Annotated in this window: 13 protein-coding genes and 1 pseudogene; 10 read left to right on the top strand and 4 right to left on the bottom strand. The window is 66.5% G+C overall.

The features are described from left to right. Positions 1-89: 89 nt before the first annotated feature. The 5 genes from ACVOK1_RS18895 to ACVOK1_RS18875 all read left to right on the top strand — a co-directional run bounded on the left by ACVOK1_RS18895 (position 90) and on the right by ACVOK1_RS18875 (position 4,201). Positions 90-572 carry a DUF4189 domain-containing protein gene (locus ACVOK1_RS18895; protein ID WP_481562921.1) on the top strand — a complete coding sequence of 161 codons (483 nt, stop codon included), beginning with the start codon at positions 90-92 and terminating at the stop codon, positions 570-572. A 179-nt stretch (positions 573-751) separates the two neighbouring features. Further along, complete coding sequence (locus ACVOK1_RS18890; protein WP_481562920.1) at positions 752-1,762, top strand: hypothetical protein; 1,011 nt, start codon at positions 752-754, stop codon at positions 1,760-1,762. A gap of 46 nt (positions 1,763-1,808) precedes the next feature. Beyond that, positions 1,809-2,336, top strand: a complete 528-nt coding sequence (locus tag ACVOK1_RS18885) for a DUF4189 domain-containing protein (RefSeq protein WP_481562919.1) — start codon at positions 1,809-1,811, stop codon at positions 2,334-2,336. Between the two features lie 269 nt (positions 2,337-2,605). Next, positions 2,606-3,142, top strand: coding sequence for a hypothetical protein (locus ACVOK1_RS18880; protein WP_481562918.1), 537 nt, complete (start codon positions 2,606-2,608; stop codon positions 3,140-3,142). Between the two features lie 57 nt (positions 3,143-3,199). Continuing rightward, positions 3,200-4,201 carry an XVIPCD domain-containing protein gene (locus ACVOK1_RS18875; RefSeq protein ID WP_481562917.1) on the top strand — a complete coding sequence of 334 codons (1,002 nt, stop codon included), beginning with the start codon at positions 3,200-3,202 and terminating at the stop codon, positions 4,199-4,201. 39 nt (positions 4,202-4,240) lie between these two features. Here ACVOK1_RS18875 and ACVOK1_RS18870 read toward each other — a convergent pair whose 3' ends face one another. Continuing rightward, positions 4,241-5,548 (bottom strand): XVIPCD domain-containing protein, encoded by a 1,308-nt coding sequence (locus tag ACVOK1_RS18870; protein WP_481562916.1) that lies wholly within the window; start codon positions 5,546-5,548, stop codon positions 4,241-4,243. After that, entirely contained in the window at positions 5,545-6,132 is a 588-nt protein-coding gene (locus ACVOK1_RS18865; RefSeq protein ID WP_239501540.1) for a hypothetical protein, read from the bottom strand. Before ACVOK1_RS18865 ends, ACVOK1_RS18870 begins: the two co-directional genes overlap by 4 nt. Positions 6,133-6,505: 373 nt before the next feature. Here ACVOK1_RS18865 and ACVOK1_RS18860 point away from each other — a divergent pair, with 373 nt between their 5' ends. Beyond that, complete coding sequence (locus tag ACVOK1_RS18860) at positions 6,506-7,018, top strand: GNAT family N-acetyltransferase (protein WP_481562915.1); 513 nt, start codon at positions 6,506-6,508, stop codon at positions 7,016-7,018. 28 nt (positions 7,019-7,046) lie between these two features. On the opposite strand, the gene ACVOK1_RS18855 is transcribed toward ACVOK1_RS18860, so the two are convergent. Both ACVOK1_RS18855 and ACVOK1_RS18850 read right to left on the bottom strand, forming a co-directional pair. Then, positions 7,047-7,250 carry a hypothetical protein gene (locus ACVOK1_RS18855; RefSeq protein ID WP_481562914.1) on the bottom strand — a complete coding sequence of 68 codons (204 nt, stop codon included), beginning with the start codon at positions 7,248-7,250 and terminating at the stop codon, positions 7,047-7,049. A gap of 64 nt (positions 7,251-7,314) precedes the next feature. Further along, a complete protein-coding gene (locus ACVOK1_RS18850; RefSeq protein WP_481562913.1) occupies positions 7,315-7,752 on the bottom strand; it encodes an acetyltransferase in 438 nt (145 codons plus the stop codon). Between the two features lie 118 nt (positions 7,753-7,870). Here ACVOK1_RS18850 and tadA point away from each other — a divergent pair, with 118 nt between their 5' ends. The 4 genes and pseudogenes from tadA to ACVOK1_RS18830 all read left to right on the top strand — a co-directional run bounded on the left by tadA (position 7,871) and on the right by ACVOK1_RS18830 (position 11,281). Then, entirely contained in the window at positions 7,871-8,395 is a 525-nt protein-coding gene (tadA, locus tag ACVOK1_RS18845; protein ID WP_313144785.1) for a tRNA adenosine(34) deaminase TadA, read from the top strand. Between the two features lie 75 nt (positions 8,396-8,470). Continuing rightward, positions 8,471-9,043 (top strand): oligoribonuclease, encoded by a 573-nt coding sequence (gene orn, locus ACVOK1_RS18840; protein WP_108769180.1) that lies wholly within the window; start codon positions 8,471-8,473, stop codon positions 9,041-9,043. A gap of 93 nt (positions 9,044-9,136) precedes the next feature. Continuing rightward, on the top strand, positions 9,137-10,009 hold the full coding sequence (locus ACVOK1_RS18835; protein WP_406235811.1) for an EcsC family protein: 873 nt from the start codon (positions 9,137-9,139) through the stop codon (positions 10,007-10,009). Positions 10,010-10,165: 156 nt separating this feature from the next. Then, positions 10,166-11,281, top strand: a pseudogene (locus tag ACVOK1_RS18830) (alkene reductase). Positions 11,282-11,420: the final 139 nt, after the last annotated feature.

Below are 11,420 nucleotides of genomic sequence, written 5' to 3'. Positions count from 1 at the left end.
TGCTCAACCGCACCACGCTTGAACTCGGCACTGAACTTCCTACGCTTTGACATGAACACTCCTCATGGCCTGGATCGGCCTTCTTGTAAGTGTCCGTGAAAACGGGGGTGAGCCCGTCTGGCTACTACCCGATCGGCGGACAGGGCGCGCAAGGCTGCGCACCCATACCAAGCGGCGGCGGTTCTGGGAGCTCTGGTTCGCAGGAAATTCGGCTCAGCACTCCAACAGGGCATTGGATAAAGACCTGGGGGGCCATTGCCGAGGCTACGGCGACAAGTGACGCGGGATTCTCTGACGGCAAGCGGACGAAAGAGGAAGCTGAGCGGGAAGCGGTGGCGCGTTGTCAGTCTACCGGTGCGAAGGACTGTGTCGCCCATTTCACGTACTACAATCAATGTGTTTCCTGGCTCATTCCAAAGGGACGCAGCGGCGCAGGGCAGGCGGCTATCGCATCAGCTGGGGCTCTTCAGCTCGCGCGTATGTCCGCGCAGACAAAGTGCAAGAATGACGTTGCCGGCATCTGTGAAGAGGTGTGCGCCAACTGTACCAAGCCCATCTTCGAGGAATTCTGAGCCGCAGGTCGCGCAGCCGGCCCCTGATTTGGGGTGACTTGTATGTGGCGTGCATCTGTCGGACGTGGTCTGGCAGCCTGCCATCTCGTTGCGCAACCGCACGTCAAGTTGGAGTTCACTGATAGTGGAGCGCATCGCAAGGTGTGATGTAGTCGCCACGTCATAGGAAGGAACCGTCCATGCAGATTTCTCCATACATTGTGCTGATTGCCGGACTGGCACTGGCGGCGCCGTCGCATGCCACAGACAGCTGGGTCATATTTGCCGGTGGCGACAAGCCGGGCCGCGAGGCATGGGTGGTCGACGCACTGACACTCAACAGCCGCTCGGACCTGATGGGTTTCATGCAGACCGCCACGCAGGAGGAGCAGAAGGCCTACCTCAAGCAGCTGCGCCGGAAGAACCCACCGAAACCCGGTGAGCCCGTCGCCGGCCCGGACCCGGTGTATGAAGTCCAGGTCAATACGGTCTACGAGAACGCGACCAAGCCCAATCGCCTGATCAGAACGTACTCGGTGAACTGTGCCCGAAACACCGTGGCCATGAAAATGAGCCTGGTTCAGTGGCGGGATCGACCGATCGAGGACGTGCCGCCCCAGCAGTTCGACCCGATTGCCGAGGCGGTCGAGCCCTGGCAGGTTCAACTGGTGCGTTTCGCCTGCCTGGTGGGACCTGACCCCAAGGCCAAGAATCCGGCGGAAATGATGAAGCGCGGCTTCCTACCCATCGGTGATGTGGGCCAGTCGCCCGCGAACTTCATCTGGGAAAATCTGTGGAAAGACGGTACCCGACCCGCGTTCACCTACCGGGCGACTGATGCTGAGTTGGATCGCGCCGAACGCAGTCTGGAGGCAAACCTCGCACGCGGTCAGCAAGAGACCACTCGTGTCTTGGATGAGTCGGTTCGCGCTGCCAACCGTGTGGGACGCAATAATCTGATGGACATGTGGATCGGCAGGACCGAACAGGAATTCGTGCGCACATGGGGTTCGCCGGATCGCGTCGAGAATGGCCCCAATGGCTCTCGCACACTATTCCTGCATCGTGGCGAACGCGTTCAGGGCCTGAATGTGTATGGCCATGTCATCAGTGACGTGAACAACCGTTGCGGCATCAGCATCATGATCGTGGATGGGTACGTCCGCGATTATGCGACCCAGGGCGCAACCTGCGGACAGCAATTGCGTTGATCATGGTTGCGGCCAACAACCACCGCTCATATGAAATGGAGAGCTCATGAAGCGACACCCGTCCTTGTTTGTCCTGTGTCTGTTGCTGATCGCTGGCGCGCTGCCCTTCAGTGCCCTGGCTGAAGGCAACTGCCCTCAGGGCATGTATCCGATCGGTGGGCAGGGCGTGCAGGGCTGTGCCCCCATCCCCGTCAACGCCAGCGGATCGCAATACGACAACCGGCCCAACTGGGTGCAGACCGTCGCCGGTGTGGCGATGGATGCCCGCGGCGATACGTTCATCAGCAACTCGATGCGATCGCGTGGCAAGGCCAAGCGCGCGGCCATCAAGGAGTGCAAGGAGTTCGGCAAGGGCGAGTGCACGCTGGTGACGCTGTTCCAGGCGCAGTGCGTGGCGGTCGCCCACGCGGGACTGGACAATGGAACGACCAGCGTCGTCGCAGCGATGTCAGAGCAGGGCGCGGTCATCGTTGCCCTGCAGCAGTGCGCAGGCAAGGCGGGCTGGAAGAAGGTGCCGCAGGATCAGTGTCGGATCGCCAGGACCGCTTGCACGGACGATCTCTACATCAAGTAGGCCTGCGTTCACGATGGGAGCGCTCTTTTTGTGATCAAGAGCGCTTTTCATATTGCACACCCTTCGACGCATCGAACCTGCTCGCGGTAAGCTCACTGTGCGTCAGAAAAATGACGCGCCAGTACTGCCGACTGCAGGAGCTTTCCCGTCCATGAGGACTGTGCCCGCCCGCCCGACGGGTGACGCTTGCCAGCTTCCCCGACGCGCCATGCCCGGCGCTATGATCCGCGATGGCGGTCGACGCGGCGTTTTTGAAGGAGTGGCTGGGGATGGAGAAGGGAAGTGGCGCGCACATGGACGATGCCCTGGCATTTGTTCCCTCCGGCGCGAACCTGCTGGAAGCGGTAAAGGGCGAGTGCAATGGCGAGGGCGTCGAGTACCAGTTGCTGGTGATCGACCAGCCGTTGCCGGAAGGGCTGTCGCCCGGCCAGCACGGTCCCAACCGGGTGCTGCTGTTGCTGCGCGGTGATGGCCGTGGCCGCTGGCAGCTGGCCGCGCGCAACGACAAGCTGGTGCCGTGTTCCACCCGCGGTGGCCTGGCAGGGGACCCTTTTGCGTATGCAATGGTAGAGGAAGACACTTTCAGCGTGATCACCAACGGTGGCAGCCGCCAGCGCTGGAGCAGTACCTACACCTTCCGCTATGCCCCGGCGGATCGTGCGTGCTGGGTCGAAGCGGTGCGCCGCAAGGTCGTGGACATCGAGACCGAGGCGACCAACATCCGCGAATTCTCGGCAACGGAACTGGGGCGCGTGCGGTTCGAGGACTTCGACCCGGCCACGGTCGCCGAGGTATCGCTGCCATGAACCAGGCTCCAACCGGCGGAATGGAATCCGCGCTGATGACGATCCAGGAGTTGCACCGTGTCGACGGATAGAGAGTCGCAACTGCTGCGGCAGGCGACGGATGCCGGCATTGATTCCCCCCGCGAGCTGGCCAACTTCATGGCGCAGGCGGGGCACGAGTCGCGTGGCCTGAGCCGCCTCAACGAGAGCTTCAACTACACCCGGGCGACCTCGCAGATTCCGGTCGAAGCGGCGTGGCGCAGCGGCAACGACGCGCTGGAATCGGCGCGCCAGGAAGCACTGCGCGGGCGTCCGAATGACCTGGCCGAGCTGATGTATGGCGGCCGCCTGGGCAACGATGCCCCGGGCGATGCCCTGAAGTATCACGGGCGCGGTTATCTGCCGCTGACCGGCAAGGACAACTACGAGCGCGCGGGCAAGGCGCTGGACCTGGATCTGGTCAACCATCCCGAGCTGGCCGCGCGCCCTGAGCATGCCGGCCGCATCGCGGTGTGGCAGTGGCAGAACCACGTGCCCGAACACGCGCGTGAGAGCGTGCGTGAGGCGACGTATGCCATCAACGGTGCGATGAACGGCGTCGAGGATCGGCTGCGCCGCTTCGATGCGTGGCAGCAGAAGCTGACCCCGGACGTGATGCAGCGGCTGACACATGGCGATGTGGGTGAGCAGGCGTCACTGGGCCAGGCGCCGGGTCAGCCAGGTGCTGCCGGCAACCGCCTGTTCGATGACGCGCGCACGCAGCTGCAGCAGCTGGGACCTCGCAGTGGCCTGCAGTCGGAGCGGGAGCTGGACAACGCCGCAGGTGCGCTGGCTGTGAGCGCGCAGAAGGCCGGCCTGCAGCAGATCGATCACGTGGTGGCCAGCAACGATGGCCGCATGCTGTTTGCGGTGCAGGGCACGATGGGCGACCCGGCGATGCTGCGCGCCTCGGTCGATCGCGCGCAGGCCGCGCAGCAGCCGCTGGAACAGAGCAGCCAGCAGCTGGCTGCCGCGCAGGACCGCCAGCAGGAGCAAGCGGTCAGCCGTGAACAGGAGCAGCAGCGCTCCCGTTCGATGTGAGGCCGGCCCGGCCGCCGTATGTCGGCCGGGTAGCGGTGCTCAGGCGTGCAGGGTGCGCGCGTGCTGCTGCGACTGCTCCAGCGCTGCGTCCTGTGCCTGGCGCTGCTGCGCGGCCAGCTGATCCACGCGCTGGCTGCTCTGCTCCAGCGGCGTGTTCATTGCCGCAGCAGTATCGACCGATACACGCAGGTGGCCGGGATCACCGCCCTGGCCCTGCACCGCGAAGCTGCGCGACGCATCGTTGCTCATCACCACCTCATCAATACGCTGGCCGCCGGCAGCATGCATTTCCGCCGCCAACGAGCCGGCCAGGCGCTCGCTGCCGGCATCCGGTGTGCGGCCCACGCGCGCGTCCTGCGCGTGCACGCCGCGCAGCGCATCGGTGTACAGCGGGTTGCCGACATGGTCGGGATGGGCCAGGCTGGCGCGACCCTCCTTTGCCGCGTCGCGCGCTTCGGGTTCGCCGGCCTGCAGCGGCCCGCGCGCACTGTCGTACAGGTCGTAGATATTGCCGGTGATGCCACGCGCGCCGATGGTGATGCCGCGGCGTATGCGGATGACGTCGTCGCGGTACTCGTTGATCATGTTCGCGTTCTGCCGCGCAAGTTCCTGGCTTTCCGGCTTGTTCAACACCGAATCGTTGCCGAGGAAGTTGTCCAGCTGGTGCGAGCTCAGCGAGGACGCCGCCGCACCCACCGCACTGTCGGGGATGAGCATGCGGAAGCGGCTGTTGCTGAAGCCCCAGTTGCCCAGCGTGTCGATCTCCTTTTCGGTGGCGTACATGCGCACCTGGCCGAAATGCTGGGAGGCTGAGCTCACCGGGTCGGCGGCCATGACGTGGTTGATCAGGTTGTCGCCGCCCTCGGGAACGCGGTACGTCAGGCTGACCGCGCCATAGGCGTTGAAGGTCTCGCCCTTGAGGTTGAAGTGGTGCGCGGAGACCTGCGCCAAGGTGCCGCCCAGCGAGTGGCCGGTAACGGTCACCTCCGGCGTGTGGCCGAGATCGCGGCCCTGCTTGTTGGCGTACTCGAGCGCGCGCCGGGTGAGCTCCAGCGCGTCGTCGGCCTGCAGGTTGCGACGCATCACCACCATGCCGGCATCGGTGAGCAGGCCATCGCGCACGATCTGGTCGGTGCCGCGGTGCGCCACCACGATCTCGTCGGTGTCCACGCGCTGGTAGATCGTGCCCTGGTAGCCGGTCAGGCGGTTGTTGACGTGCTCCAGCACACGGTATTGGTGGCCATTGAGCGGGACCGGTTGTTCCTGGCCGGGCGCGTGGCGGCCCACGCGTTCGTCGCGGTAGGCATCCCTGGAGAGTGCGGCGTAGTCCTGGCTGGTGAGCGTCACGGGCGCACCTCGTTGGCGGTCAACGAGGCGGAGAACAGCTGGTCGCGCAGCTCGGCGCGGAAGCGGCTGGGATCCTGCTGGCCGGTAGCGCCGTAGTCGGGAAGTTCGGCCACGCGGGGATAGTCGCCACGCGGGTAGTGCCGGGTTTCGGTCTGACCCTGCACGAACGGCTCGGCGCCGAGGAAGGACAGGAAGCGTGTTTCACCGTTGGCGCCGGTCGCCTTGAGCATCGCCCCGGCGCCGCTGAACACCCAGTTGCAGACGCCGCGACCGTAGTAGTCCTCGTCGAGCATGCGGTCCAGGTAGACGGTGCCGCGGTATTCGTCATCGGCCACCTTGCGCAGGGTCACCGGCTCCTGGCTGGTGATGCGTGCGGCCACGCCGGTTTCCGGTTCGATGTAACCGCACTGGTCCTCGTTGCTGACGTCGTACTGGGCGACGCCTTCGATGAAGGCGAAATCGCCCGGTGCGTTCTGCAGCCGCAGCACCAGTTCGTAGGCCCGGCTGGGCGAGGGGTTGAGCTTGGCCAGGCCACGCCCTCCCTGGGCGACATCGGCGGCGGCGGGGTCGAGTTCCTGGGTCATGGCGATCTCCGTTCGGCAGGCAACCAGCATCAGCAGCAGCGTGCCCGGCAGCAGCAGGCTGCGTTGACGTCGGGCGCTGGAAGCGGTGGGTGGAAAGCGGGGATGACAGGTCATGAGCCGACCTGTCGAAGAACGTTCCTGGCAATGGCCGGTGCGACGGGAAAACACGATGGGTTTCCGTTCCTTGGCAGCAGGACGTCTCGATTATGGGACGGCTTCTTGACGATATTCCACCGCTTCTCCGGCGAATTGGCGAGATATTGACGCCATTTCCACTTGAATGTGGTGAATCGTGATGTGGTTCGTCAATTCACATTGATGACTCTTCAGGCAGCATGCTGGTCACCTGCACGACGAAGCGCACTCAACTGCCATGACCTGGACGATCCGAACGGAAACGCCGGCCGAGATCGCGGGCATCCATGCCGTCACTGCGGCCGCCTTCAAGGACGCCGCGCACAGCAGCCACACCGAGCACTACATCGTCGATGCACTGCGCGAGCGCGGCGAACTGGTGGTCTCGCAGGTGGCGGTGCGGGATGGGCAGGTGATCGGCCACGTGGCGGTGTCGCCGGTGGCGATCAGCGATGGCAGCGCGGGATGGTTCGGCTTGGGGCCGATTTCAGTGGACCCGCCGCATCAGGGGCAGGGTGTCGGCGCCGCGCTGATGCAGGCTGCACTGGATGCGTTGCAGGCCATCGGTGCGCGCGGCTGCGTGCTGCTCGGCGAGCCGGCCTATTACGGCCGCTTTGGCTTCCGCTGCGTGCCGGGGCTGGTGCTGCCGGGCGTGCCGGCGGAGTACTTCCAGGCGTTGCTGCTGCAGGCGCCGATGCCGCGTGGCGAGGTCAGTTACTCGCCCGCGTTCGAGGCCGGCCCGTCCGGCTAGCGCGCGGGCGGGGCAGGCGGTGCTGCGGTCAGGGCGCGCGCCAGGGCATGGGTTCCGGTTCCGGCGGCGGAATGCGGTCGCCGCCGATGTGTTCCAGCAGGGTATCGGTGCGGCGCTGTTCGGCCAGCAGTTCGCCCAGCAGGCGGCGCATGCCGAAGATGGCGAACGGCACCAGGATCCAGATGATCGCGAGTGCCAGCGTCAACAGCGTTGCAAATACACTTCCGCCCATGTCGTGTTGCTTCCTGCATTGAAAGGGGCATCGACACTATCACGTCGATGCCACCCGACCGGCGTCAGCCGCCGTGGCGCAGGTGGATGAGCGGGTAGGGACGGCCCTGCGAATCCACATCCGAACGCCCGGTCTCGACAAAGCCCATGCGCAGGTAGAAGCCCAGCGCCTGGGCGTTCTGTGCGTTGACGTCGGTGGTCAGCGGGCGGTGCTGGGCCAGTGCGTGCTCGACCAGCTGCCGGCCGATGCCCTGGCCATGCACCTCCGGATCAATGAACAGCGCTTCCATATGGCTGCCATCGAGCAGCACGAAGCCCAGCGGCCGATCTTCGGCATCGACGGCCAGCAGCAGTGGCGCCTGTGGCAGGAAGCCGACCACCTCGGCATCGATGGCGCGGCGATCCTCGGCGCTGAGGAAATCGTGGGTGGCATCCACGGCGCGGCGCCAGAGATCGACAACGGCATCGCCGTCGGAGGCGCGCGAGGGGCGGAGTGTGTTCATGGACGTGCTCAAGGTGCTGCGGAAAACGCCATTCTAGCGGCGCGGGCCCCTGCGGGTCGGCATTGGCCGAAGCGCGCTACACTGCCGCCGCGTGAACTGCCTGACGCCGAGAACCCTCATGACCGACACCCTGGGCGTGCCCGTGCACGACGCCGACGAACACTGGATGCGCCACGCGCTGGCCCTGGCCGAACGCGCGCAGCACGAGTTCGACGAGATTCCAGTGGGCGCGGTGCTGGTGGGCGCCGATGGCCAGCTGCTGGGCGAGGGCTGGAACCTCAACATCGCCTCGCACGATCCCAGCGCGCATGCCGAGATCGTGGCGATGCGCGAGGGGGGCAAGGCACTGGCCAACCACCGGCTGATCGGCAGCACCCTGTACGTGACCCTGGAGCCGTGTGCGATGTGCGCCATGGCCATCGTGCACGCGCGGGTGGCGCGGCTGGTCTACGGCGCCAGCGACCCCAAGACTGGCGCCTGCGGCAGTGTGTTCAACCTGCTGGGCGATGGCCGCCACAACCATCGGGTCGAGATCCACGGTGGCGTTCTGGCCAAGGAGGCCAGCCTGCGCCTGACCAATTACTTCCGGGCCAAGCGCGGCAAACCGCCGCTGCTGCTGGAGGACCATGCGGGCGAGGCCTGAGCAGCGAAAGGGTATGATGGGCGCCTCTTTCCTTTACCGGCGGGCGCCCTGCCTGCCCAGCAACGAGGCGACACGATGGTGGAGAACGGCGCGGCCAACGAACGACTGATCTGGATCGACCTGGAAATGACCGGGTTGGATACCGACAACGATTCGATCATCGAGATCGCCACCGTGGTCACCGATGCCCAGCTGAACGTGCTGGCCGAAGGCCCGGAATTCGCCATCCACCACCCGCTGGAAACGCTGGAAGCGATGGACGAGTGGAACCGCAACCAGCACCGTCGATCCGGTCTGTGGCAGCGCGTGCTGGACAGCACCACCACCCTGGCCCAGGCCGAAGCGCAGACCGTGAACTTCCTCGCGCAGTGGATTCCGGCCGGCGTTTCGCCGATGAGCGGCAACTCGATCTGCCAGGACCGCCGCTTCCTGCACCGACAGATGCCGCGCCTGGAAAAGTACTTCCACTACCGCAACCTGGACGTGTCCACGGTGAAGGAACTGGCCAAGCGCTGGGCGCCGACCGTGGCTGCCGGACTGGCCAAGAACAGCAACCACACCGCGCTGAGCGACGTGCACGACTCGATCGCCGAGCTGCGCCACTACCGCCAGTTCATGGGCGCGCTGTCGGGCCTGCCGACCGCCTGAGGTTGCCGCCCGGTGGGGTCGGATGCCTTTCCAGCGGAAAGGGCTCTGACCCCGCGACGATCCGTTCAACTCCAGGGCGCTACTATCGGCCCCATGAACGAGCCCATCCTGCTGCCCCGCGATATCGCCCACGATGCCCAGGACTGGGCCGACCTGCAGCGGGCGGTCGCCCTGCTGGAGGCGCCGACGATCACCGCGCGCATGGCCAACCTGGTCGGCACGCCGCTGGAGTTCGCGGTGAAGGCGCTGCCCAAGTCCATTTCCGGGCGCATCCATGGTGCGGTCGAGGCGGCGCTGTCGAAGTCCGCGCAGGCGGCGCTATGGAGCATGGGCAACACGCCCGGCAAGTCGGCCTCCACCCGCTGGCACAAGCTGGCGGCGGCGACCTCGGGCGCGGTGGGTGGTGCGTTCGGCTTCGCTGCGCTGTTCATCGAGCTGCCGGTGTCGACCACCATCATGATGCGCGCGGTGGCCGACGTGGCCCGCAGCGAGGGCTTCGACCTGTCTCAGTTCAGCACCCGGCAGGCCTGCCTGGAGGTGTTCGCGCTGGGCGGCAATTCGCCGCGCGACGATGCCAGCGAGACTGGCTACTACCTGGCCCGTGGCTTTACGACCGACGTGATGCGCCACCTGTCGGCCGAGCTGGCCGGGCGCGTGGTGACCGGCCGCGACCTGACCCTGGGCGTGGCGCCGAAGGAGGCCGGCAAGCTGCTGGCCAAGCTGGTGGAGAAGGTGGCCGCGCGCTTCGGCGTGGTGGTGACCGAGAAGTTCGCCGCGCAGGCGGTGCCGATCGTGGGTGCTGCGGCTGGCGCCACCCTCAATACGATGTTCACCGACTACTACCAGGACATGGCGCGCGGTCATTTCATCGTGCGGCGGCTTGAGCTGAAGTACGGCGAGGACGTGGTGCGCACCTGCTATGACCGGGTGGCACATGGTGCGTTGAAGATCGAGCCGACGCTGTAACCGGGCTCTGCAAACGGGGTCAGAGCCCTTTCCTGCGGAAAGGGTTCCGGCCCCGACCCTTGCCTCCACGGCACAACTGTTTTGCCCATCCGCGCCTGTTGCGGGCCACCGCCGATCCCCATCCTTGCGGTCAGTCCCCCCGCAAGAGAACGCGCCATGTTGTTCACCCCCCACACCCTGGGCCCGCTGTCGCTGCCCAACCGCATCGTGATGCCGCCGATGACCCGTTCGCGGGCGGCCGCCGGCAACGTCGCCACCGCGCAGATGGCGGAGTACTACGCGCAGCGCGCCGGTGCCGGCCTGATCGTCAGCGAAGGCACCCAGATCAGCCCGCAGGGGCAGGGCTATGCCTGGACCCCGGGCATCCACAGCGAGGAACAGGTGCAGGGCTGACGGCAAGTGACCGATGCGGTGCATGCCGCCGGTGGCCGCATCTACGCGCAGCTGTGGCACGTCGGTCGCGTCTCCCATGTGGCCCTGCAGCCTGATGGCGCCGCACCGGTCTCGTCTTCGGCGCTGCTGGCCGAGGGCGTGAAGGTATTCGTCGACCCGACCGGGGTCGGCCCCGAGGCGGGCGTGGGCGAGATGATCCAGCACTCGATGCCGCGCGCGCTGGCCGAGAGCGAGATTCCGGGCATCATCGCCGACTATGCGCAGGCCACCCGCAATGCGTTGGCCGCAGGCTTTGATGGCGTGGAGCTGCACGGCGCCAATGGCTACCTGATCAACCAGTTCATCGATTCGCAGGCCAACCAGCGCACCGATGGCTACGGTGGCGCGCTGCAGAACCGCCTGCGCTTCCTGCGCGAGGTGGTGCAGGTGGTGGTGGCCGTGGCCGGCGGCGAGCGCGTCGGCGTGCGCCTGGCGCCGCTGACGACCCTGCAGGGCGCGGTGGACGACACGCCGCAGGCGACCTACCTGGCCGCCGCGCACCTGCTGGGCGAACTGGGCGTGGGCTACCTGCACATCGCCGAGGCCGACTGGGAGGACGCGCCGCTGATGCCGGTGGCGTTCAAGCAGGCGCTGCGCATGGTCTATCCGGGCACGCTGATCTACGCCGGCAAGTACACCGCCGAGCGTGCCGAGCAGGCGCTGGCCGAGGGCTGGGCGGACCTGATCGGCTTCGGTCGGCCGTTCATCGCCAATCCGGATCTGCCGGAGCGGCTGCGGGTAGGCGCGGAATTGAATGCGCCGGATCGCGCGACGTACTTCGGTGGCGGTGCCGCCGGGTTCATTGATTACCCGGCGTTGGAAGAGGCCGTGGAGGCCTGACAGCGATCGGTGGCTGCGCGGTTTCTGGTAGTGGCCGGGGGGGGGGGGGGGGGAACCGGGGGGGGGGGGGGGGGGGGGGGGGCCGCCCCGGGCGGCCCGGGGGGGGGGGGGGGGGGGGGGGCGCCCGCCCCCGGCGCGC

This window comes from Stenotrophomonas sp. STEN087, assembly GCF_056759115.1.
Note: the sequence above shows the minus strand (reverse complement) of the source record. Positions and strands in the feature narration are given on the sequence as shown.

What these genes read in the sequence shown, in the direction of transcription:
- orn (WP_108769180.1), top strand. Translation starts at nt 8,471, where the DNA reads ATGGTGGAGAACGGCGCGGCCAACGAACGACTGATCTGGATCGACCTG.
- ACVOK1_RS18865 (WP_239501540.1), bottom strand. Translation starts at nt 6,132, where the DNA reads ATGACCCAGGAACTCGACCCCGCCGCCGCCGATGTCGCCCAGGGAGGG.
- ACVOK1_RS18850 (WP_481562913.1), bottom strand. Translation starts at nt 7,752, where the DNA reads ATGAACACACTCCGCCCCTCGCGCGCCTCCGACGGCGATGCCGTTGTC.
- ACVOK1_RS18860 (WP_481562915.1), top strand. Translation starts at nt 6,506, where the DNA reads ATGACCTGGACGATCCGAACGGAAACGCCGGCCGAGATCGCGGGCATC.
- ACVOK1_RS18835 (WP_406235811.1), top strand. Translation starts at nt 9,137, where the DNA reads ATGAACGAGCCCATCCTGCTGCCCCGCGATATCGCCCACGATGCCCAG.
- ACVOK1_RS18880 (WP_481562918.1), top strand. Translation starts at nt 2,606, where the DNA reads ATGGAGAAGGGAAGTGGCGCGCACATGGACGATGCCCTGGCATTTGTT.
- ACVOK1_RS18885 (WP_481562919.1), top strand. Translation starts at nt 1,809, where the DNA reads ATGAAGCGACACCCGTCCTTGTTTGTCCTGTGTCTGTTGCTGATCGCT.
- tadA (WP_313144785.1), top strand. Translation starts at nt 7,871, where the DNA reads ATGACCGACACCCTGGGCGTGCCCGTGCACGACGCCGACGAACACTGG.
- ACVOK1_RS18890 (WP_481562920.1), top strand. Translation starts at nt 752, where the DNA reads ATGCAGATTTCTCCATACATTGTGCTGATTGCCGGACTGGCACTGGCG.
- ACVOK1_RS18855 (WP_481562914.1), bottom strand. Translation starts at nt 7,250, where the DNA reads ATGGGCGGAAGTGTATTTGCAACGCTGTTGACGCTGGCACTCGCGATC.